16 protein-coding genes and 1 pseudogene are annotated in these 22,131 nt (G+C 69.4%); 8 read left to right on the top strand and 9 right to left on the bottom strand.

Annotation, left to right across the window (positions count from 1 at the left end; translation table 11 throughout):
- Window positions 1-6 precede the first annotated feature (6 nt).
- Entirely contained in the window at window positions 7-1,176 is a 1,170-nt protein-coding gene (locus R2K23_RS24230) for a spirocyclase AveC family protein (RefSeq protein ID WP_316513274.1), read from the bottom strand.
- A gap of 106 nt (window positions 1,177-1,282) precedes the next feature.
- Between R2K23_RS24230 and R2K23_RS24225 the strand changes: the two genes are divergently transcribed.
- Window positions 1,283-1,888, top strand: coding sequence for a TetR/AcrR family transcriptional regulator (locus R2K23_RS24225; RefSeq protein ID WP_316513271.1), 606 nt, complete (start codon window positions 1,283-1,285; stop codon window positions 1,886-1,888).
- A 7-nt stretch (window positions 1,889-1,895) separates the two neighbouring features.
- Here R2K23_RS24225 and R2K23_RS24220 read toward each other — a convergent pair whose 3' ends face one another.
- The 5 genes from R2K23_RS24220 to R2K23_RS24200 all read right to left on the bottom strand — a co-directional run bounded on the left by R2K23_RS24220 (window position 1,896) and on the right by R2K23_RS24200 (window position 6,550).
- Complete coding sequence (locus R2K23_RS24220; protein WP_316513270.1) at window positions 1,896-2,789, bottom strand: SDR family NAD(P)-dependent oxidoreductase; 894 nt, start codon at window positions 2,787-2,789, stop codon at window positions 1,896-1,898.
- 118 nt (window positions 2,790-2,907) lie between these two features.
- Complete coding sequence (gene surE, locus R2K23_RS24215; protein WP_316513268.1) at window positions 2,908-3,696, bottom strand: 5'/3'-nucleotidase SurE; 789 nt, start codon at window positions 3,694-3,696, stop codon at window positions 2,908-2,910.
- A 67-nt stretch (window positions 3,697-3,763) separates the two neighbouring features.
- Window positions 3,764-4,759, bottom strand: coding sequence for a 1-phosphofructokinase family hexose kinase (locus tag R2K23_RS24210; protein WP_316513266.1), 996 nt, complete (start codon window positions 4,757-4,759; stop codon window positions 3,764-3,766).
- Between the two features lie 34 nt (window positions 4,760-4,793).
- Window positions 4,794-6,203: a serine hydrolase domain-containing protein gene (locus R2K23_RS24205; RefSeq protein ID WP_316513265.1), complete on the bottom strand. Its 1,410-nt coding sequence runs from the start codon at window positions 6,201-6,203 to the stop codon at window positions 4,794-4,796.
- Between the two features lie 92 nt (window positions 6,204-6,295).
- Entirely contained in the window at window positions 6,296-6,550 is a 255-nt protein-coding gene (locus R2K23_RS24200) for a hypothetical protein (protein WP_316513263.1), read from the bottom strand.
- A gap of 209 nt (window positions 6,551-6,759) precedes the next feature.
- Here R2K23_RS24200 and R2K23_RS24195 point away from each other — a divergent pair, with 209 nt between their 5' ends.
- The 7 genes and pseudogenes from R2K23_RS24195 to R2K23_RS24165 all read left to right on the top strand — a co-directional run.
- The gene (locus tag R2K23_RS24195) at window positions 6,760-7,434 is read left to right on the top strand and encodes a GAP family protein (protein WP_316513262.1); all 675 of its coding nucleotides are present in this window, start codon (window positions 6,760-6,762) and stop codon (window positions 7,432-7,434) included.
- A 326-nt stretch (window positions 7,435-7,760) separates the two neighbouring features.
- Entirely contained in the window at window positions 7,761-9,044 is a 1,284-nt protein-coding gene (locus tag R2K23_RS24190) for a cation:proton antiporter (RefSeq protein ID WP_316513260.1), read from the top strand.
- Entirely contained in the window at window positions 9,031-10,794 is a 1,764-nt protein-coding gene (locus R2K23_RS24185) for an NAD(P)/FAD-dependent oxidoreductase (RefSeq protein ID WP_316513259.1), read from the top strand. Before R2K23_RS24190 ends, R2K23_RS24185 begins: the two co-directional genes overlap by 14 nt.
- Window positions 10,795-10,955: 161 nt before the next feature.
- A complete protein-coding gene (locus R2K23_RS24180; protein ID WP_316513256.1) occupies window positions 10,956-16,433 on the top strand; it encodes a type I polyketide synthase in 5,478 nt (1,825 codons plus the stop codon).
- Window positions 16,430-17,311 (top strand): ABC transporter ATP-binding protein, encoded by an 882-nt coding sequence (locus R2K23_RS24175; protein WP_316513255.1) that lies wholly within the window; start codon window positions 16,430-16,432, stop codon window positions 17,309-17,311. Before R2K23_RS24180 ends, R2K23_RS24175 begins: the two co-directional genes overlap by 4 nt.
- Window positions 17,311-18,135, top strand: a complete 825-nt coding sequence (locus tag R2K23_RS24170; protein WP_316513254.1) for an ABC transporter permease — start codon at window positions 17,311-17,313, stop codon at window positions 18,133-18,135. The genes R2K23_RS24175 and R2K23_RS24170 overlap by 1 nt, the downstream gene beginning before the upstream one ends.
- Window positions 18,136-18,225: 90 nt before the next feature.
- Window positions 18,226-19,228 (top strand): annotated as a pseudogene (locus tag R2K23_RS24165) (YbdK family carboxylate-amine ligase); the annotation flags it as partial.
- 106 nt (window positions 19,229-19,334) lie between these two features.
- Here R2K23_RS24165 and R2K23_RS24160 read toward each other — a convergent pair.
- The 3 genes from R2K23_RS24160 to R2K23_RS24150 form a co-directional block, all read right to left on the bottom strand.
- Entirely contained in the window at window positions 19,335-20,153 is an 819-nt protein-coding gene (locus R2K23_RS24160) for a formate/nitrite transporter family protein (protein WP_316513253.1), read from the bottom strand.
- A gap of 227 nt (window positions 20,154-20,380) precedes the next feature.
- The gene (locus R2K23_RS24155; RefSeq protein WP_316513251.1) at window positions 20,381-21,277 is read right to left on the bottom strand and encodes an MOSC domain-containing protein; all 897 of its coding nucleotides are present in this window, start codon (window positions 21,275-21,277) and stop codon (window positions 20,381-20,383) included.
- Window positions 21,240-22,127: a dihydrodipicolinate synthase family protein gene (locus R2K23_RS24150; protein ID WP_316513249.1), complete on the bottom strand. Its 888-nt coding sequence runs from the start codon at window positions 22,125-22,127 to the stop codon at window positions 21,240-21,242. Before R2K23_RS24150 ends, R2K23_RS24155 begins: the two co-directional genes overlap by 38 nt.
- Between the last annotated feature and the right edge of the window lie 4 nt (window positions 22,128-22,131).

The raw sequence follows: 22,131 nt of genomic DNA, 5'->3' as shown, positions 1-22,131 counted from the left end.
ACCGCGTCACCGTCCCTCGTGCGGTATCCGCGGGGGTACCTCTGCGCCCTCGGGCATCACGACCTCACCGTCGAAGTTCACATAGCCCGAGTGCTTGGTGGGGATGGGGAGCGACGGGTCCGGGCAGGGTCGGTCGGTGCCGTCGCCGCACAGGCCCGAGGTGAAGTAGGAGCGCTTCTGCACGTCCTCCGGCCACGGGTCGGCATGGGTGGCCATGAACTGCGCCGGGATGATGTAGAAGGTGAAGAACGATGCGCTCACCGCGGCGAAGATCGCCAGGAACCGGATGAACTGCTGTTTGGCGAAGCCACCGCGGATGTTGTCCAATCCGCGCTCGACCACGGTGCGGCCGCGGTCGTCGGTGAAGAAGCGCAGGCAGCACAGCGCGGCCTGGACCCCGCCCCACATCAGCCCCTCGTAGATCGGCCACTGGTAGTAGGTGCCCGCGTTGATCGACAGCGATTGGATGGCGCCGGGGAAGGTGTACATCCCCATCGGCATCAAGATGAGGCCTTCCATAACGAAGTCGAAGACGAATCCCCACGCGAACGCGACGCCGATCAAGCCCTTGGTGCCGAGGCCGGGCCAGCGGTTCTGCGCCTTGCGCATCACCCAGCAGCCGAGGATGGTGCACAGCAGGACGCCGTACGCGTAGCCGGAGACGTTGATGCCCAACGGTTCTGCCACCTGGGCACCCGGTCGCTCGGGGGACATCCAGCCCGGGACGTGCGGCGCCCAGGAGCCCATGTTGAACGCCCAGGCGTTGTAGGTGCACCAGGTGTTGATGTAGTTGAGCAGCGGGTCCTGGAAGAAGAACAGGCCCGTGGACACCATGATCATGCCGTCCAAGGTGATCCGCCGCTCGCGTCGCCAGGGGCGGATGATGAACCACCAGATGGCCACCGGGAACAGCGCCGGCGAGCCGATCTGCCAGACCATCAGGGCGACCTTCATGAACGTCGGCGGGTCCGTCGGCCCGGGGTCCACTCGCTGGAAGTAGGGGCCGGTGATCCACCGAATCCACACGTAGATCTGGAAGGCCAGGATCAACCCGCCCGCGGTGGCCCAGATTCTCACCCGTCGTGCCGACGGCGCCGCCGGCGGCGGCGCGTCCAAGCGCCCGACGCTGCTCAGGGACTCGGTGGTCGCGGACTTCTTGTCCGACAGCTCGCTCACAATCACGCCTCCTCGGTTGCGTCGCACTGGGCGCAATCGGCAGAAATATACCCACTGGTATCTGAAGAACTCAATAGTTTCTTAGATCCTGTGGCAGACTCGGGGCATGGTAGAGCGCTGGACACGGGAGCGGCGCCTCGAGCGCACCCGGTCGCTGCTGCTCGACGCCGCCGAGCGGGTGTTCAGCGAAAAAGGGTTCACCGCAGCGACTCTCGACGACATCGCGTTCGCGGCGGGCTACACCAAGGGCGCCATCTACAAGCACTTCACCACCAAGGAGGAGCTGTTCCTCGCGGTCAGTGATCGGTATTGGCGCCGCTACTTCGACAACTTCGCCGAGGTGATGGCCTCGGCCGCCAGCGTCGGAGCGCACGAACTCGACGAAATCGCCCAGCGCTGGCGCGAACTGAGCATCGACCGCGGCGCCGAGCACGCCGCGCTGGGCCTGGAGTTCACCCTTTACCTGCAGCGCAACCCCGAGGCCCGGGAGCGGGTCGCCGCCAAGCGTTCGGAGGTCGTCGACCAACTGGCGGACTTCATCGTCGACAGCATGGCCAAGCTGGGCGCGACTCTGCTGATCTCGCCGGAGATGTTCGCCCGCGCGCTGATCGCCACGAGTGATTCGGTGGTCCTGAGTAGTCAGCTCGACGACATCGACCTCTACCGCCCGATGGTGGAGATGTACACCGCGGTCATCAAACTGCCCGGGTAGGTCCCGGCTAGGGCAACGCAAGCGCAGTGTTGGTCTCGTTTTCCGCGAACTCCAGCACCCGCGCCGCAGCGTCGTAATCGCAGGCGAGCACCGAACGGCCGATCAGTACGGGGCCGCCGCGCAGCCCGAGCCGTCCGCTCACCCCGACGTAACTGCCCGGCGGGATCGGCTCGCTGATGCAGTACAGGGTCGGCGCCGCGCCCGCGTCGATATCGTTGGCCAACCGGTCGGCAACCGCGCGAACCACCTTGTGCGTCACCGCGAACACCGGTTTGTCGGAAACCTGCGACAGGTTGGACGCCACCCAACCCGGATGCGTCAGGTGGGTGACGACGGGAGAGTTGGCGGCCCGCAACCGCCGGTCCAGCTCCAGACCCCACAGCATCACCGCCAGCTTGGACCGGGCGTAGGCGCCCATCGGCGTCCACTTGTGGTGCCGCAGGTGCATGTCGTCGAGGCGCAGGGTGGCCGAGCGGTGCGCATCGGAGCCCACGTTGATGATCTGTGAGCGGATTCGCGGCAGCAGCAGATTCGTCAGCGCGAACGGGCCCAGCAGGTTGGTGCCCAGCGTCATCTCGAATCCGTCGACGGTGTCGCGGCGGCGTTCGGTCAGCGCACCGGCGTTGTTGATCAGGATGTCGACGTCACCGTCGAGCTGATCCGCAAAAGCGCGCACCGAAGCCAGATCGGCGAGGTCGAGCTTGATGACCGACGTCGAGCCGCCGATCTCCGTGGCGCGCTGCGCGCCGAGGTCGGTGTTGCGGACCGCCAGAATGACGTGCGCGCCGGCGTGCGCGAGGCCGCGCGCGGTCCCCAGCCCGACGCCGTTGGTCGCCCCCGTCACGATGACGCGCTTTCCAGCCAGGTTGCCCAGCCGACTCGTCGACCACGGTGCTGCCACGGGCAACAGCGTAGCGTCGGGGCCGAGGAATGGTCGCCGTAGGCAAAGTTGGAATCCGCAGGACCGCGATCGTGACGTGCTGCCGGCCTACCCTGAATCGGCTGGCGTTCGGGCGGTTTCAGTGTGAGTCGACGCCCGACGACGCCCCCAGCCAGTCGAGCACCAGCTCGCTGTCGTCGGCATCGACCGACCGCAGCGCCGTGAGGGTGGGATGCCCCGCGGCCAGCAGCGCGCTGTCGGTGCCCTCCTCGGGCTCGTCGGCGATCTCGAATTCGGCCAAACGCAGGTCGCCGTCGCGCACTTCGTCGACGCGGGTCTGCACGGCGCCGCCCCGGGCCAACTGAGCCGGCCGGATCGGGCCCAGCTCGTCGGCCGGTCGGTCGGGGACGTTGAGGGACAACACGGTGTCCTCCGGTGCCTCGCGCACCACCTCCAACACCGGTGCCAGCAGGCCCGCGGCGGCGGCCCAATGTCGTTCGCCGGTGGGGTACAGCGCCACGTCCAGCGACACCGCCAGCGCGCGGGCGCCGTTGATCGTCGCGGTGAGCGCGGCGCCGACGGTACCCGAATGCAACACGGCGCGACCGACGTTGGCGCCGTGGTTGATTCCCGACAGCACCACGTCGGGGGCCGGGTCGAACCAGCCGTTGAGCGCGGCGGCGACGATGTGTCCGGGTTGGGCGTGCACGGCCCAGGCCTCCACGCCGTCGAGTTGCGGCAGCTCGCGCCGCTCGACCACTGTGCGGCCGTCCCGGCGCACCGCGGTCAGGGCCGCGCTCGCGCCGCTGGACTGCTCGACGGGGGCGGCCACCACCACCTCCAGGCCGGCCTCCCGCGCCGCAACCGCCAGCGCGTGCAAACCGGGCGAATCGATTCCGTCGTCGTTGGTCACCAGTGCGCGTCGCACGTGTCGTCCTCCCTTCCTGGCTGCCACGTATCCCGTTGCCGCCCAAGATCTCTGACGGCACTGCTCGTCACTTCCCGGACTCCCACGGCCGCAACTCGACCCGGTCGGCCAGGGTCTGCACCGCCCGCGCCCCGCCGGTGCCCAGCCCGTGCCGGACCACGTTGAGCGCACCGCACGCCGCGCCGACCTGCAGCGCCTCGCGCATCGGCCGACCGCACGCGAGCGCGGCCACCATGCCCGCGGTCATGGAGTCTCCCGCCCCGGCGGGGTCGGCGGGCTCCAGCTTGGGCATCTCCACCTCGACGACGTCGCCGCCCTTGGAGCCCTTGGTGTCCGCACTGTCGAGTAGCGCCAGCGCTGGGGCCGCACCCGACCGGGAGACCACGACGGTGCCGGCGCCCTCCTCCCGCATGGCGCGCATGGCCGCGACGAGGTCGTCGGCATCCTCGGACTTCGCCCGGCCGTCGTCGAGCAGTTCCTCGTGGCTCACCTTGATCAGGTGGGGCTTGCCGGCCAGCACCGCCTCGAGTCGCTCGCCGGACAGGTCCGCCGCCACCTTGCAACCGTTGGCGCCGAGGTCGGTGGCCAGGCGCCGGTACAGGTCGGCGGGCAGCACATCGTCCTCCTGTGGCCCGGACAGCAGCACCCAGCCGTGGCCCAGGCCCTCGGTGAGGGTCAGCTCGTAGAGCGAGTCGAGTTCGTGGCGGTCCAGCGGACTGCCAGGGCTTTCCGCGACGATCTCGCGGCTGCCGCTGCGCCGGTCGTGCACATAGGCGCCGTTGCGGGAACTGACCGGGACGATCCGCGCGCTGACGTCCTGAATGGGCAGCAGGTGGTTGAGCACGTCGCCGGTCTCGCCGCCGAGCGCGGCGCACAGCACGACGCGCACCCCGAGCGAGGACACCATCCGCGACTGCCACACCCCCTGCCCGCCGGCGTGCACATGGATGTCCGGCACCCCGGAGCGGTCCTCGACCGTCACGGTCAACACGGGCAGCGGGGCGAAAATCACCACCGTGTTCGGCTGGTCGTCGGGGTTCGCGGGGCTCGGCGTCTTCGTCATGGGTCAGGGAATACCCACTCGGCGCGCTCACCCGTCAATTGCCGTAGAGCCCCAGGGCCCGGGCGCTCGCCGTGGCCACCTCGCCGCTGAGATTCGCGATCGGTGGCGCCCCGCGGACGTGGATCACGTTGGCGAGGACCACCACGTAGGTGTTCGACCCGGGGTCCAGCCACAGCGTCGTCCCGGTGAACCCGGTATGGCCGAAGCTGCCGACCGGGAAGATCCGCCCGCGCGGCGCGGAGTGCGCGGTGTCGATGTCCCAGCCCAGCCCGCGCAGGTCACCGGTGTCGCCGGGCTGCTGCGGGGTCGTCATCAGCAGCGCGCTCGCCCGCGTCAGCGGGAACCGGCTCGGTCGGCCGGCGAGCCGGTCGAGCAGGGCCTGCGCGTAGAGGCCCAGGTCGTGCGCCGTTGCGAACAACCCGGCGCTGCCGGCCACCCCGCCCATCCGCCGCGCCGTCGGATCGTGCACGGTGCCGCGCAGCGGGTGTCCGAAGTCCGGGTTGCGCCCTGGGGTGTCCTCGTCGAGGGCCGTGGGCGCGACGCGGGCCAGCAGCGCGGTGTGCCAGCTGCCGGGCGGGCACTCGTCGACGTCACCGGCGGCCGGGTCGAACGCGACCGCGGTGCCGCGGACCCGGTGCGGCCCACAGGCTTTGGCTACGGGAAGGTAGTAACTGTCCGACATGCCCAACGGATCGAAGATCGCCTTCTCGACGTGAACATCCTCGGGTTCGCCGGTGATCTTCTCGAGCAGCGCGCCGAGCAGAATGAAACCGATGTCGGAGTAATGAAACCGTTCTCCCGGTTCGGACACCACCTGTGCGGCGAGCGCGCGACGGATCCCCTCGGCCTTGTCGGGCCGGTCCAGCCCCCACGGCCCGTCCAGGCTCAGATCTCCCGCGATCCCGGAGGTGTGGGTGAGCAGCATGCGCAACGTCACCCGCGCGCGCCGCGGGTCCCGGTCGGGATTGAAATCGGGCAGGTACGTCTGGACCGGCTCGTCGAGCCGAACCAACCCGTCCTCGTGGAGCCGCAGGATGGCCGTCGCCGTCGTGAGCGGTTTCGTCAGGGAAGCCAGGTCGAAGATGGTGTCCTCGGTCATCGGCTCGGCGGGCGACGGCGAACCGTCCAAGCCGGGCTCCCCGGTGAGTTTGCGCGAACCGAACGCCCGCCGCAGGACCACCTCGCCGCCGTGGCCCACCTGCACCACCGCGCCCGGCAACCGACCGGCCGCGACCGCCGCCTCGACAAGGTGGTAGACGGGTGCGAACTCGGCAGGCCCGACGATGCGGGCCGCAGCCGGCCGCGGCGCCGATGCGGCGGCGACCCGTGCTGGTGACGGGTCGCCGGTCGGCGACGGGTCCGGGGGTTGCCCGCAGGAGGCGAGGGTGCACACGATCGTCCCGACGGCCCAGAGCCGGGTGAGACGCGAGCCGGCCGCCGTCATTCGTTCGACGTTAGCCGCGGATTGCCGAGGGCACCGCGGATTGCCGGCGGACGGTGCGGCAGGTCAGCGGTTCTCGCCGTCGACGTCGGGGCTCACGGCTCCGAGTTCATGGTCGGGCTCTGCGTCGACTCCCACTTGGCTTCCAGCGATCGCGTCACGGGGGTGCCCGGTGCCATCTCCAGCTGGCAGGTCTCGCCGTCGTCGCCCTCCAGCGTGATGAGGAACCCCGAGTCGACGGTTTCCTTGTGGACCACCTTGAAGTCCTGCCCGCCGGCGCCGCGGTCGAGCGCGATGATGTCGCCGGGAGCTGCGTCGTCGATACGTGCGGTTGTGGTGGATTTCGACATGGTCGGTGGGTAACCAAATGCCCGCCGTATTAATCCTCGGTGATTAATCCCTTGGGCCGCTGCTGAAGTCGGCATCGGCTCGTTCGGCTGCCGACGGCCCGGGGGCTACGGCCACCCATTAGAGTCGTTGTGCCCGCCCGGGGCGCCGCAAGCGCCGGTAGGCCGGCACCGGATGGCTACCGCGCGTGCGCACGTCGGAGGAGAAGCAGATGACGGGTCTCTCCGCGGCGTTGTTCGGGCAGTTGACGGCGCCGGCGATGGTGGTCGCCCTGTCACCGGTCTCGATCGTCGCCGTGCTGGTCTTGTTGCTGCACAACGACCGGCCGCGGCCCGCGAGCGTCGCGTTCCTGCTGGGCCGGCTGGTGGCGCTGGCTGCGGCCACGGCGGTGTTCCTTCAGGTCCCACGGCTCGCGGACCGCTTCGCACAGCCGGATCCCGCGGTGACGGCCTGGCTGCTGGGCGTTTTCGGCGCGGTGTGCGTCGGGCTCGGGGCGTGGTTGTGGGCACGGCGTGACGACGCCGGTGCCCAACCGCGCTGGGAGGCCCGGATTGCCCGGCTCTCGTGGGTGGGCGCCGCCGCGATCGGCGCCGTCTTCGTGCTCGCCAACCCGAAGATGATGGCCGCCAACGGCGCCGCCGGGGTGCTGATCGGCGCCACCGTGGCCGGCGGGTTCGCGGCGGCGGTGGCCATCGGCTTCTACACGGTGCTGGCAAGTTGCACGGTCACCGCGCCGGTCCTGGCGTACGTGCTGTTCGGTGCCCGGATCGATCCGGCGTTGGCGCGAGCAAAACTGTGGATCCAGCGCCGTCGCAACCTGGTCACGTCGGTCGTGTTGATGGTCGTGGGCGTGGCCCTGTTGGGCGCCGCGCTGCGCGGGATCTGAGCGGGCCCCGCAGCCCGTCGCGACGCCCGCGCTTGTGACGAGTTGATGACGTGTCGGAGATCGCGCGGTGGCGCCGGACCGGCCGACAGGCATCCCGCGCGGCTGCTCACGGAATTCGTTGCAGGACAACGAGGTACGAGCTTGAAATGCGGTACGAGGCCGGGGCGCACCACCCGTGTTGATCGGCCCCGGACCCGTGCGAGGACCACTTTTGCGCCGGTCGGGACCGTCCGCCCGGAAGTTACATTGGCGACGTGCCGCCACCTTCGCCCCCGTTGCGACCGCCACCGCGCCTGACCGGCACGTCGAACAGGCGGGGCTGAGTCGTGCCCGCCGAGACCGCCATCCAGTTCTTCCTGCAGCTGACCGTCATCCTGGTGGCGTGCCGCGTCGCAGGGCTGGCGGCGCAACGGATCGGACAGCCGCAGGTGGTCGGCGAGATGATCGCCGGTGTCATCCTGGGACCCTCGCTGCTGGGTCGGGTCTCGCCCGGCCTGCAGGACACCCTGTTTCCCGACGGGGTGGCCAACGTGGTGCTCTACACCACGGCGCAGATCGGCCTGGTGCTCTACATGTTCATCATCGGTCTGAACTTCGACATCAACCACGTCAAAAAACGTGCGGGCACCGCCGCCGCCGTGTCCGCGACGGGCACGCTCGCCCCGCTCGCGCTGGGCGCCCTCGCCGCCATCCCGCTGCTGTCGGGCGGCGGATTCTTCGGCGCCGACGTCAGCCTCGGCATGGCCATGATGTTCCTGGGCGCGTCGGTCGCGATCACGGCATTCCCGATGCTCGCGCGGATCATCTTCGAAAAGGGGCTTTCCGGAACGCCTTTGGGCACCCTGGCGTTGGCGTGCGGGGCGACCTCGGACGCCATCTCCTGGTGCGTGTTGGCCATCGTGCTGGCCATCCACCAGAACAGCCCCACCATGGCGGTGGTCGCCATCGGTGGCGGACTGCTGTACACGGTCCTGCTGCTGACGGTGGGACGCCGCCGGTTCGCCGGGCTCGCCGACAAGTCGGCCGGCCACGCGAGCATCCCGACGCCGGTGCTCAGCACCGTGCTGATCCTGCTGATGGTGTGCGCGTGGATCACCGACTCCATCGGCATCTACGCGATCTTCGGTGCGTTCATTCTCGGCACTGCGATGCCGTCCGGCTTCTTCGCGCAGCGCCTCACCGAGAAGCTGGAGCCGCTCACCACGACGTTCCTGCTGCCGTTGTTCTTCGTGTACTCGGGCCTGAACACCGAGATCGGACTGGTCAACACCCCCGCGTTGTGGGCCGTCACGCTGGGCTTGCTCGTCGTGGCGGTCGCCGGAAAGGGCATCGCCTGCGCGGTGGCCGCGCGCGTCAGCGGGGTCTCGGGGCGCGAGTCGGTGGCGCTCGGCTCGCTGATGAACGCCCGCGGACTGATCGAGCTGATCCTGCTCAACATCGGTCTGGAGGCCGGCATCATCACCCCGACCCTGTTCACCATTCTGGTGTTGGTCGCCATCATCACGACGCTGATGGCCTCGCCGATCTTCGAGGCCGTCTATGGCCGCAAACGCGCCGACGACACGCCTTTGGTGCCGGTCGAAGAAGGGTATCCGCATGAACGTGCATGACCAGCTCGCGAACCTCGACCCGGCGGCCCGGGCGGCGCTGGCGCGCCGGATCCGAAGTCGCCTCGTCGAATCCGAGGCCCCCGCAGTCGACCATGACGTCGTGATCGTCGGCGGCGGCGCGGCCGCCCTGACCCTGGCGTTGGAGATCCGCAGCGCGCGGGCGCAGACCCGGATCCTGATCGTCGAACCGAACGCGCACCCGGTACCCGAGATCACCCACACCGTCGGCGAGTCCACCGTCGAGGTGTCGGCCCACTACCTGCGGGACCGACTCGGCCTGGGGGATCACCTCGCCACGGCGCACATCCGCAAGATGGGCCTGCGGATGTTCTTCTCCCACAACGGGAACAGCGACATCGCCGAGCGGATGGAGGTCGGCAGTTCGTCGTTCGTCCCGCAGGTCACGTACCAGATCGACCGGGGCCGGCTGGAGAACGAGCTCTACCGGCGCTGCGTCGCGGCGGGCATCGACACCGCCCGCGGCCGGGTGCGCGCGGTGGATTTCGGGGCCGACCGGCACGTCGTGTCCTACCAGGGCGATGACGGGGCGGTGGCGACGACGGCGCGCTGGGTCGTCGACGCGTCGGGCCGCAACCGGACGCTGCCCCGGCAGCTGGACCTCAAGCGCGCCAACCAGCACAATTGCAACGCGGTCTGGTTCCGCGTCGCCACCGAGATCGACGTCGGCCGCTGGAGCCAGGACCCGACGTGGCAGGCCCGGCTGGTGGAGGGCGACCGCGCGTTGTCCACCAATCACCTGATGGGGCAGGGCTATTGGGTCTGGCTCATCCGGCTGGGCTCCGGCGCCACCAGCGTCGGGATCGTCGCCGACCCGGCGTATCACCCGTTCGTCGGGTTCAACACACTCGACAAGGCCCGGGCGTGGCTGCATGAGCATGAACCGCAGTGCGCCGCGGTGATCGACGAGCACGAGCAGCAGATCCGGGACTTCCGCGTGATGAAGAAGTACAGCCACGACGCGACGCAGGTCTTCGACGGCGCCGCCCGCTGGTGCCTGACCGGGGACGCGGGCATCTTCCTGGACCCGCTGTACTCCTCGGGCCTGGACCTCGTCGCGATCGGCAACGGCCTGATCACCGACATGGTGGTGCGCGAACTCGACGGCGGGGACGTCGCGGCGCGCGCCCAGATCAGCGACACGCTGTTCAGGTCGCTGACGCAGATGTGGCTGGCCATCTACCAGGACCAGTACGCCCTGATGGGTACGCCCGCGGTGATGTCGGCGAAGATCATCTGGGACGTCGCTTTTTACTGGGGATTCATCGGGCTGCTCTACGTCAACGACCGGTTTGTCCGCATCACCGACGACCCGGACTTCGTGCCGCACCTCGACGGTCTGATCGCACTGAGCAACCGGATGCAACGTTTCTTTCGGGAGTGGGCCGCCGTCGAGCGTGACACCACCTCGGTGCCGTTCGTCGACCTGTACGCGCCGCTGAACTTCATGGGTGCGCTGCACACCGCGATGATGGGGCCGAGCCCCGACTTCGCCGCGCAGTTCGACTCCAACGCCCGCCTGCTGCGGCACGTGGCCGGTCAACTGGTCGACGCGGTGCTCGAGGAGAAGTCCCGCCGGTTCGACGACGACGCCGTCGTGCGGCAGGTGCAGGCCTGGCAGCGCGACCCGTTGCTGCGCGAATGGCGGCGCATCCACCGCGAGGACGACGCCACCAACCCGCTCAGCCGCGGCTGGATCGTCGCCGCCGCTCCGGCGCTCGCGCCGAACTGACCCGGGCAGGCGGGCCGCGCGGATCGGCGCGCGTGCAAGTGGGTACCCATCCAGACCGGCCGCGGCGACGAAGTACTCACAAGCCGTGCCAGACGACGAGGAGTGCCCATGCCTGCCAGCGATCCCACCCGCATCGACCGTCGCTGCCGGGCGCGCCGCGCATGACCACCCGGGAACCCCTGGCGATCGTCGGTGTCGGTTGTCGTCTGCCCGGAGGCGCGGACTCCGCGGAGAAGTTCTGGCAGCTGCTGTGCGACGGGGTCGACGCCACCCGCGAAGTCCCGGAGACCCGGTGGCACGCCGGGCGCTACCACGATCCCAACCCGGCCAAGCTCGGCAAGATCGTCACCCGCCGCGGCGGCTTCCTCGACGAGATCGACCAGTTCGATCCGCAGTTCTTTTCCATCTCCCCGCGGGAGGCGCACTCCCTCGATCCCCAGCAACGGCTGCTGTTGCAGGTCGCCTGGGAGGCGTTGGAGGACGGCGGAATTCCCGCCGACGGCCTGGCCGGCGGCGAGGTCGGCGTGTTCGTCGGTGGCTTCACCCTCGACTATCAACTCCTGCAGAACCAGGGCCGCACCAGCCGCTACCGGTTCAAGGCGCACTCGGCGACCGGCATGATGATGACGATGCTGGCCAACCGGCTGTCGCATGCCTTCGACTTCCGCGGTCCCAGCATGACGATCGACACCGCCTGTTCGAGTTCGCTGGTCGCGCTGCACCTCGCCGCGCAGAGCATCTGGAACGGCGAATGCGATCTGGCGCTGGCCGGCGGGGTCAACATCATGATCGGACCCAACACCGCGATCGCGGAATCGACCAGCGGGTTCCTCAGCCCGGAGGGGCGGTCCAAGGCCTTCAGCGATTCCGCCGACGGGTACGCGCGCGGTGAGGGCGGGGCGGTGGTGGTGATCAAACCGCTGGCGCGGGCGCTGCGCGACGGCGACGAGATCTACGCCCAGGTCCTGGGCACCGCGGTGTCCCAGGACGGCCGCACCGACGGCATCACCGTCCCCCGCGAAGACGCCCAGGAGACCGCGATCCGGACCGCGCTCGGCCGCGCCGGCGTGCAACCCGGCGAGGTTGGTTACGTGGAGGCGCACGGTACCGGGACCCCCGTCGGCGACCCGATCGAGATGCGGGCCCTGGCCAACGCGCTGACCTCCGAGCGGCCGCCGACCGACCCGCTGCTGATCGGCTCGGTCAAGACCAACATCGGCCACCTCGAGGCCGGCGCCGGCGTCGCCGGACTGATCAAGGCCGCGTTGGTGCTCAAGCACGGCTACATCCCGGCCACCCTGCACCTCGGTACCCCCACCCGGCACGTCTCGCTCACAGACCTCAAGCTCGACGTGCCCGCGGCGGGCCGGGCCTTCCCCGACCACGAGCGGCGGATTGCCGGGGTCAATTCGTTCGGCTTCGGCGGCACCAACGCCCACGCCGTGCTGGCCGCGCCGCCCGCACCGGAACCTCGGGCTGTCGCCGAGCGCCGCCGGGGCGGCCCGACCGTCCTGCCGATCTCGGCGCGCAGCGAGGAGGCCCTGGCCGCGACGGCGGGTCGGCTGGCCGAACACCTGGCCACGCACCCCGACACCGACCTGGCGGACCTGGCGTACACGCTGGGCCGGCGCCGCGCGCATCTGAGCTACCGGCAGACCGTGACCGTCGAGAGCATCGCCGAAGCGCCCGAACAGCTCCAGGCCATCACGGCCGGCGGGCAACTGTCCGTGGAGCGCGTCGCCGGGGCGCCCAAACTCGCATTCGTCTGCACCGGCATGGGACCGCAGTGGTGGCGGATGTGCCGCGGCCTGCTCGACACCTTCCCCGTCTTCACCGAGAGCATCCTGCGCAGCGACCGCGAGCTGTCCCGCTACGCCGACTGGTCGTTGCTCGAGGAACTGCGCGCCGACGAAACCCGTTCCCGGATGGGCGAAACGGAGATCGCGCAGCCGGCCAACTTCGCCGTCCAGGTGGCGCTGGCCGAGCAACTCGCGCACTTCGGCATCACTGTCGACGCGGTGATCGGCCACAGCGCCGGCGAGGTGGCCGCGCACCACCTGTCGGGTCTGTTGACCTTCGAGCAGGCGGTCGCGGTGATCTATCACCGCAGCCGCCTGCAACAACGCACCAGCGGGCAGGGTCGGATGCTCGCGGTCGGCCTGGACACCGAGACCCTGATGCAGACGATCGACGCGCAGACCCTTGCGGAGTTCGGTCGCCGGGTCTCGGTGGCCGCGGTCAACAGCCCCACGTCGGTCACCGTCGCCGGCGACGCGCAGGTCCTGGAAAGCGTTGCCCGACAACTGGATATCGCCGGGTTGTTCCACCGCTACCTCGCGGTCAAGGTGCCGTATCACACCCACTACATGGACGCGGTCAAACCCGAACTCCTCGACGCGCTGGAGGGACTGTCGTCGAAGGCGGCCGCGCTGCCGCTCTATTCGACGGTCACCGGGGAGATGTTGGACCGCTACGACGACGGCGCCGCCTACTGGTGGCAGAACACCCGCGCCACGGTCCTGTTCGAGCCCGCGCTGCGGCGGATGCTCGACGACGGCTACACCCACTTCATCGAGTTGGGCCCGCACCCGGTACTGGCGGCCGCCATCGCCGAAACCGCCGGCACGCAGCGGGTCTCAGTGATCGCGTCGCAACGCCGCGACCAGGACGACGGCCGGGCGCTGCTCAACTGTGTGGGCGCGGTGCACTGCCAGGGCCACGACATCGCCTGGTCCGCGGTGAACTCCGACGACGGCGCAGGCCTGCTCAAGCTGCCGTCGTATCCATGGCAGAACAAGCGGTTCTGGAACGAGACCCACGAGGCCGAGGAAGCGCTGTACTACCGGCCCGTGCACCCCCTGCTGGGGCAGCCGGTGCGCGGGGTGCACCCCACCTGGGAGGCCGAACTCAGCGCCATCAGCCACCCCTTCCTCGCCGAGCACCGAATCCAGGGCAGCGCGGTGGTACCCGGCGCGGTGTACGTCGAGATGGCGCTGGCCGCCGGCCGGGAGACCTACGGTGCCGAACACAGCGTCGACAACCTGACGTTGCACCGCGCGGTGCTGCTCGACGACACCTGCGACCCGGTGCTGCGGACCACCCTCAACCAGGACGACGGGACCCTTGAATTCGCCGCGTTCACCGCCACCGCCGACGGCGACCTGAAGTGGACGATCACCGCGACCGCAGAACTCAACACCCTGCCGCCGGCGCCGCACCCTCCCGGTGCCGCCACCGGCGCGGGGCCGGTCATCTGGATCGACGCCGCGGAGTTCTACCGCCGCACCGAGGCCCTCGGATTCGACTACGGCGCCGCCTTCCGTTCCGTGGCCGGCGTCACCGCCGGCCACGACTGGGCGTCCGCCGAACTCGCGGTCCCCGCCGCGATCGCCGGTGCTCTCCCCGAGTATCGATTCCATCCCGCCCTCATCGACGGTGCCTTCCAAACCCTTTTCGGTGCACCGTTTTCCGGGCAGGAGGATAGCGGCAGCCCCTTCCTGCCGACCCGGATCCGGCATTGCGCCCTCTACGGTTCCCCGGCCGAGCACATGACGGTGCACGCCCGAGTGCTGCTCGCCACCCGCGACGAGGTGGAGTGCGACCTCACGATCACCGACCCGGACGGCGCCCTGATCGCGGTGTTCGGCGGGTTCACCGTGCAGTCGCTGAGCGCATCGTCGCGGATGTCTCCCGACCACATCGACAAGAGCCTCTACGACCTCGAGTGGATCGAAAAGCCCGCGCCGGCAACGGTGCCCGGTCTCGACGAGCCCGCCTTGTGGCTGGTTCTCACCGACGACGGCGGGGTGGGTGCCGCGGTGGTCGAGCAACTGCGTGGCCGCGGGCAGCGCGTGCACGCCGTGTCACGGCCGTCCGGCGGGGCGCCCGGTGTCACCGAGTGGGGCGCACAGTTCCGCGCCCACCTTGGCGAGGCCACCGCGCGGGCCGGGATCATCGACTGCTGGCCCCTCGACATCCCGGCCGACGGCGGCGACGCCGACGAATACGGCGCGATCACGGTGCTGCGGCTGGCCAAGGCCCTTGCCGCCCATGACGGGAACAAACCCCGGCTGTTCCTGGTCACCGCCAACGCCCAACCCGCGGCCGGCGTCGACCCGACCGGCCTCGACCAGGCCCCCCTCTGGGGACTCGGCCGGGTCATCGGCCATCAGGAGCTCACCGAACACTGGGGCGCCCTGATCGACATCGACCGCCGCGACGGCGCGCCGCACTCGGCCGCGCAGATCTGCGAGAACGCGCTCGGCGAGGACACCGAGGATCAGCTCGCGATCCGCGGCGAGGCGACCTTCGTCCCGCGCCTGCGCCCGTGCCGGCAACTCACCAAACCCTTCCCGACGAAGCTGGCCGCCGACGCGACCTACGTCATCACCGGCGGGGCGGGGGCACTCGGGCGGGTCGTCGCCACCTATCTCGCCGAGCGCGGGGCAAGGCACATCACGCTGCTGGGCCGGACCGCGCTGCCGCCGCGGGAGCGGTGGTCGTCGTTGCGGGAGGGCGACGCGCAGTTCGACACCGTCACCGCGCTGCAAACGATCGAACGCCACGGTGTCCAGATCGCCACGGCCAGCGTGGATGTCACCGACGTCGAACAGCTGCGCGGCTGGCTGGCCGAGCACACCCGCAGCGGCGGCCGGCCGGTGCGCGGCATCATCCACGCCGCCGGGACGGTCAACGACCAGCTGCTGGTGAACATGCGCGAGCAGGACTACGCCGAGGTGCTCGCCCCCAAGGCCGCCGGCGCGCGGGCGCTGCACGACACCTTCGGTGAACATCCCCTCGACTTCTTCGTGCTGTTCGGTTCGGCGGGGTCCACCATCGCCGCGCCCGGTCAGGGCAACTACGCGGCCGCCAACGCCTACCTGGATGCCCTTGCCCACCACCGGCGGGCCCGGGGACTGCCCGCGCTCACCATCGGCTGGGGCCCGTGGTCGGTGGGGATGGTCGAGGAGCTCAAGCTGGAGAAGATCTACGCGCAGCGGGGGATCGAACTCATCACGCCGGCGGTCGGCGCGCGGATCCTCGAACGCGTCATCAACCAGCAGGTGCCCACCGTCGTCGCCATCACCGCCGACTGGAACCGGGCGCGTCATGCCGGAATGGGCGGACGGCTGCCGATGATGTTCTCGGAACTCGAAAAGACCGGTGCTCCAGTTGATCCCACCGACGCCGAAACGTCGATCATCGGGGTGCTCGCGGCGACGGCGGAGGCCGACCGGCCCGAGGTGATCGCGGAGCATGTGCAGCGTGTGGTCGCCACGGTGTTCGAATGCAGCCCCGCCGACATCGAGCGCGACGCCATGCTGGACGAGATCGGCCTGGATTCCATGATGGCCATGGATTTCCGGGTGCGGATCAACACGACTTTCTCGATCGACCTGCCGGTGCTCGAAATCCTGCGCGGGGTCAGCGTGAACTCCCTGGCGGCCCGCATCCTGGCCGACCTCAGCGCGCTGCACGGCCGGCCGGCGCCGACGGCCGAGGACGCGATGGCCCCCGTGGAGCCCACCGAAGACCTGGACGGCCTGATGCAGGATCTCACCGACGCCGAACTGCGGGCGCTGTTGGCCGAACTCGAATCGGAGGCGGCCGAGCCGGAACTCGGGGGGTCGCAGTCGTGACACACTCGCAAGTCCGGGCGTCGCCGGTGCCGGCCCCGACCGGCGCGTCCGCGGTGCACGTTCGGGGCCTGACGAAGAGCTACGGCGACACCCACGCCGTGCGGGGGCTGGACCTCGACATCGGCTACGGCGAGATCTTCGCGATACTCGGGCCCAACGGCGCCGGCAAGTCCACCACCATCGAGATCCTCGAGGGCAACCGTAAGCGGGACGCCGGGCAGGTCCGCGTGCTCGGCGAGGATCCCGGGAGTGCCGGCCGCGACTGGCGCGCCCGCATCGGGATCGTGCTGCAGGAGGTCAGCGACGCTGGAATGCTCACGGTGCGCGAGATCATGCAGATGTTCACCAGCTGCTACCGCACCCCGCGCGACCCGGGGGAGGTCCTCGAACTCGTCGGCCTGGCCGCGGTGTCCGGATCTCGGGTGCGCGCGCTCTCGGGTGGCCAGCGTCGCCGACTCGACGTCGCGCTGGGCATCGTCGGAACACCCGAACTGCTGTTCCTGGACGAGCCCACCACCGGGTTCGACCCCGAGGCGCGGCGCCAATTCTGGGAGCTGATCCGGCTTTTGGCCGCCGACGGCACCACCATCCTGCTGACCACCCACTACCTGGAGGAGGCCGCGGCGCTGGCCGACCGGGTCGCGGTCATCGCCGCCGGCCGGGTGGTCGCCGTGGACTCGCCGGCCAGGCTGACCGCGCACGTGGACACGGCGGCCACGGTGCGGTGGGAGGACGGGGACGTCGTCCACGTCGAACGCACGGACCGACCCACCTACCTGATCCGGCAGCGCAGCCGGTACGGGGACGAATTGGCCAACCTGACCGTCACGCGCCCCACCCTCGAGGATGCGTACCTGCAGTTGATCGGGTTGGCCTGATGTCGGTCGGGACGGCGAGCGGCACGGCGACGGTCGCGTCGGCGGTACGGATCGGGTTCTCGCGCGTGGTACCGGAATTGAAGATGTTCTACCGCCGGCCCGAACAGATGGTGCTGACGTTTTCGATGCCCGCGGTGATCTGCCTGCTGCTGGGCTCGATCTTCTCGAATCCCGTGCCCGGAAGTCAGGTCACCACGGGTGCGGTGATCGCGGCAAGCATGCTCGCCTACGGCATCCTGTCGACCTCGTTCATCAATCTGGGCATCAGCATCGCGGCCGACCGGGACACCGGGGCGCTGCGGCGCCTGCGCGGCACCCCGACCACGGCGACGTCCTACTTCATCGGCAAGATCATGCTCGTCGCGATCGTCAGCCTGGCCGAGGCCGTGATCCTGCTGGCCGTCGGGGTACTGGCCTTCGGATTGCGGCTGCCGACAGAGCTTTTCAGTTGGTTCACGCTGACGTGGGTGTTCATCCTCGGTGTCGTCAGCTGCTCGCTGCTGGGCGTGCTCATCAGCAACTTCGCCAGCAACGCGGTGTCGGCGGCGGCGCTGACCAACGGGCCGGCCGTGGGATTGCAGTTCGTTTCCGGCACCTACGTGCCGCTCATGGTGTTGCCCACCTGGATGTTGATCGTCGGGTCGCTGTTCCCCGTCAAATGGATGGCGCAGGGCTTCCGGTCCGTGCTGCTGCCGCCGGAGTTGGTCGCCATCGAGCCGGCCGGCAGCTGGGAACACTGGCGCATCTTCCTGATCCTGACGGCGTGGAGCATCGGCGGGTTGCTCGGTTGTCTGGCGGTGTTCCGTTGGTCGGACACTGACTGACCGCACGCTCCGCGGTGTGTCCGAGGCCATGTTTCCCGCCCGCGGTAAGCGGGCAATTGAGCAGGACCATCGAGGACCGCGGAAGGGGCCATGTCCAGTCATCCCACCATCGGTGTGGAGGAGGAGTTCCTCCTGGTCGATCCGCGCGCGGGTGAGCCCGTGCCCCGAAACACCCGCGTTGCCGAACTCGCCGCGGCCAACGGTGTGGACCTGCAACTCGAGCTCACCAGCTGCCAGGTGGAGACGGCCACAGAGGTCGCCGCCACCCTCGATGACGTTCGCGCGCAACTGAGGCGGCTGCGGGGCGTCACCCGCGACGCCGCCGCCGACGCCGGGGCGCAGCTGCTGGCGGTCGGGCTGCCGCCGTCGGTGCCCCATCACTTTCCGATCACCCATGCGCCGCGCTACGAGCGGATCGCGAAACGCTTCGGAATGATCGCGCACGAACAGGGGATCTGCGGATGCCATGTGCACGTCGCGGTGCCGAGCCGGGAGGCGGCGATCCAGGTGAGCAATCGGCTGCGGCCCCAGCTTCCGCTGCTGTTGGGGTTGACGGCCAACTCCGCGATCTACCGGGGCGCCGACAGCGGCTACGCAAGTTGGCGTCAGGTGCTGTGGTCCCGGTGGCCCAGCGCCGGGCCGCCGCCGTACTTCGACTCGGAGGACGACTACGACGGCCGCAGTGCGGCAGATGCAGGACATCGGCGCGATGCTCGACGACGGCATGGTCTATTGGGATGTCCGCCCGTCGGCGAACTTTCCGACCGTCGAGGTGCGCGTCGCCGACGTGCCCGCCACGCCGGCCGAGACGGTGCTATTGGCCGCGCTCACCCGTGGGACGGTCATGACGGCTCTGGACGACGAGCGGCGCGGTGTCCCCATCCGGCGGCTGCGGCCGCACGAACTGGCTGCGGCGCAATGGAAGTCGGCGCGTGACGGACTCGACGGTCACGCCGTGGATCCGTTCGAGGGCCGCGGCCTGGTGCCCGCCATCGACCTGCTGCGCGACCTCGTGGAGCGGATCTCGCCGGCGCTGCGCGCGGTCGGCGATCTCGAGTTCGTCGAGTCCGAACTGGGCCGCGTCTTCGAACAAGGCAACGGCGCGATGCGGCAGCGGGACGCCTGGGAACGCCGCGGCGAGGTATCGGATGTGATCGCCGCCGCCGCAGCGGCGACGTCCGAAGGATGCTGATCGCGGTTCACGGTGACTGCGCCTCCTCGCGCTCCTCTTGGACGCGGTCCTTGATGCGCAGCAGCCGCAGCATGGTGACGAGGGTGAAGCCGCCGACGATGTTGCCGACGACGACATAGCCGAACCAACGCAGCCAGTCGAGGTATCCGAACGGAGCCGCACCGGTATGCAGCGCGCCGAAGATGAGCAGCGAATCCAAGATCGAGTGGAACATCTGGAGTCCGGCGAGCACGAAGGCGCCGGCAACTGCGGCGGCGATCTTGCCGACCATTGCGTCGGTGCCGTGCTGCATGCGGGTCATCAATGTGATCGCCATGCCGCCGAGCAGCGACAACGTCACCGTCTCCAACGACAGTGGCGCGGTGACGAAGTGGGCGGCCGACTCGACCGTCTGTTCGTGCAGCCTCGGGAACGCCTGCATGACCAACCACATCAGCACCCACCCGCCGGCGAGGTTGGCGACGAGGGTGCCGCTCCAGTGCTTGAGCAGCTGTCCCACGCTGGCCCGCTTGGCGGCCACGGTCGTGATGGGAATGAGGAATCCCTCGGTGAACAGCTCACTTCGGCCGAGCAGCAGGGCCAGGAAACCGATGGAGAACGCCAGGCCGGCGAGTAGCTGGTTGCCTGTCGCGTGTAACACCGCGAGGTAGGCGAGGACCCCCATCGCCACGTCTGTGCCGCCGAACGCCCCGGTCACCAACACCTCTCGCCAGCTGCGGTGCAGGCGCTGGGTGCCTTCGTCGACCATCCGGTTGAAGGCGTCCTCCAACTCGTCCTCGATCGGACTGCCGGAATTACCCAGATCCCGCTGACTTGTGCTGCTCATGTGGGTCCTGACGGTCGGTGACACGGTAGAGCGGCGGAATACCCAGCCGGGAGCGTGCTGAACCTGTTCGTACCCGAGCCAGGTACTCCGGCAGGGGGCCGCCGGGGTCGAACAACCCGCAGGCGCGGAGCTTCTCCAGTTCCGCGAGCGAGGCCGGGGACGGGCTCAGATCGGGTCGTCGTAGGTGTAGCCGGGGATGGTGGTGGTCATGATCGCTCCTCGTGTAGTCAGGGGGCGCCGTAGAGGCGTTCGGTGTGGTCGTCGAGGTCGCCCGCAAGGCGCTTCTGAAGGGCCCGCTGCCAGCGCGCGGGGAGCACGTTGGGGTGGGCCAGGAGGCGGCGTGCAGCCATTCGGTCGGCGCGGTCGATGTTGAGGACGCGGTGTACTTCGGCGGCGGTGATGCCGTGGTTGGGTTGAGCAACCAAGGTGATGACGTCGCCGGCGCGCACGGTGCCGGATTGCAGCACCCGAAAGTAGATGCCGGTGCGGCCGGTCTGTTGGGTGCGCACCGCCAAGTCGGGCTGTTCATGGAAGGCCGCCAGCTTGTAGCAGGGTTGGCGAGGCTGCGTGGCCTGCAGGACGGCGGTCCCGATCCGGTAGACCGTGCCCAGCACGACTTGATGCTCCAAGAGTCCCGTCGTGGTCAGGTTCTCGCCGAAGGCGGGGCGCTCGGGACGGCCCAGCTGGTCCGCCCAAGCGGTGTAGTGCTCACTGGGGTACGCCAGCACCGCCTTGTCGGGACCACCGTGGTGCACCCGGTCTCCGTGTTCATCTCCGGTGAGGCCAAGGCGACCAACCCACACTGCCTCGGCGGTGGCGGATTTCGCGATCGCGGAGTCGATGACGCGCCCACGCACCGACATCTGGCGAGCCCGACCGACGGATACCGTGTCGAGGAATCCGATCGGCGTCATGGCTTCGACGCCGCGATCGCCGGCCGCCGTGGAGAATCGGACGAATGTCTCGGTCTGCTTACCGGCTTCGGAGAACAACGCGGCGTTCGTACAGGCGGGGATGTCACCGGTGACGGTGAAGGTGCCATACGCTCCGGGTCCCTTGCGTGCATGCGCAAGGCGAAGCGGCCGCTCATTGTGGTACCGCCGCCAGGATGGCCGTGAGCTCATCACGCCCGGCGGCGTCCAATGGAAGCAGGGGAGCCCGGGGCTCACCCACATCGCTGCCGAGGAGGTCGAGTCCGGCTTTGATCGTGGCGGGCAGCCCGCCGGCCACGATGAAACGGAGCAGGGGAGCGAGGTTGTCGTAGATCGACTGGGCGCGGTCGATGTCGTCGGCGCGTACCGCGTCGTAGAGGTCGAGGCACCGCTGCGGGCGGAGGTTCGGTGCGGCGGTGCACCAACCGGATGCGCCCTCCCGGAGGGCGTCGAGGACGAGCGGGTTGCTGCCGTTGTAGAACGGTAGGGCGCCACCCGAGAGCGCTTTGATGCGGCGCATCCGCGACAGGTCGCCGGTGGACTCCTTCACCATCTGGACGTTGTCGATGTCGTTGAACATCTGCACCAGCACCTCGGGGCTGATGTCGATGCCGCTGGTGGCCGGGTTGTTGTAGACCATGATCGGGATGTCGATGGCGGCGGCCACCGCAGTGTAGTGCTGCACGATCTCGCGCTCAGTCAGCTTCCAGTAGGAAATCGGCAGGATCATCGCCGCGTCGGCTCCGGCCTGTTGCGCGTACTTGGCCCGACGAATGGTGTTGGCAGTGGTCAGATCTGACGCACCGACGACGACTGGTACGCGGCTGTCGACGGCGGCCACCGTGGCGTCGACGACGGTATCGAACTCTTCCTCGGTCAGGTAGGCGGACTCGCCGGTGCTGCCCAGGGGGGCGATGGCGTGCGCTCCGGTGTCGATCAGCTGCTCGACGAGCTGGGCCAGTTTCGCGGTGTCGACCTTGTCGCCGCCGGGGGTGAACGGGGTGACGGGATAGGCGATGATGCCTGCGATCGGCTCGTTCATGGGG

Source organism: Mycolicibacterium sp. MU0050 (genome assembly GCF_963378085.1).
Classification (GTDB): domain Bacteria; phylum Actinomycetota; class Actinomycetes; order Mycobacteriales; family Mycobacteriaceae; genus Mycobacterium; species Mycobacterium wendilense.
This window is presented reverse-complemented; position numbering and strand designations above follow the sequence as displayed.

What these genes read in the sequence shown, in the direction of transcription:
- R2K23_RS24225 (WP_316513271.1), top strand. Translation starts at nt 1,283, where the DNA reads ATGGTAGAGCGCTGGACACGGGAGCGGCGCCTCGAGCGCACCCGGTCG.
- R2K23_RS24210 (WP_316513266.1), bottom strand. Translation starts at nt 4,759, where the DNA reads ATGACGAAGACGCCGAGCCCCGCGAACCCCGACGACCAGCCGAACACG.
- R2K23_RS24205 (WP_316513265.1), bottom strand. Translation starts at nt 6,203, where the DNA reads ATGACGGCGGCCGGCTCGCGTCTCACCCGGCTCTGGGCCGTCGGGACG.
- R2K23_RS24200 (WP_316513263.1), bottom strand. Translation starts at nt 6,550, where the DNA reads ATGTCGAAATCCACCACAACCGCACGTATCGACGACGCAGCTCCCGGC.
- R2K23_RS24195 (WP_316513262.1), top strand. Translation starts at nt 6,760, where the DNA reads ATGACGGGTCTCTCCGCGGCGTTGTTCGGGCAGTTGACGGCGCCGGCG.
- R2K23_RS24185 (WP_316513259.1), top strand. Translation starts at nt 9,031, where the DNA reads ATGAACGTGCATGACCAGCTCGCGAACCTCGACCCGGCGGCCCGGGCG.
- R2K23_RS24180 (WP_316513256.1), top strand. Translation starts at nt 10,956, where the DNA reads ATGACCACCCGGGAACCCCTGGCGATCGTCGGTGTCGGTTGTCGTCTG.
- R2K23_RS24170 (WP_316513254.1), top strand. Translation starts at nt 17,311, where the DNA reads ATGTCGGTCGGGACGGCGAGCGGCACGGCGACGGTCGCGTCGGCGGTA.
- R2K23_RS24160 (WP_316513253.1), bottom strand. Translation starts at nt 20,153, where the DNA reads ATGAGCAGCACAAGTCAGCGGGATCTGGGTAATTCCGGCAGTCCGATC.
- R2K23_RS24155 (WP_316513251.1), bottom strand. Translation starts at nt 21,277, where the DNA reads ATGAGCTCACGGCCATCCTGGCGGCGGTACCACAATGAGCGGCCGCTT.
- R2K23_RS24150 (WP_316513249.1), bottom strand. Translation starts at nt 22,127, where the DNA reads ATGAACGAGCCGATCGCAGGCATCATCGCCTATCCCGTCACCCCGTTC.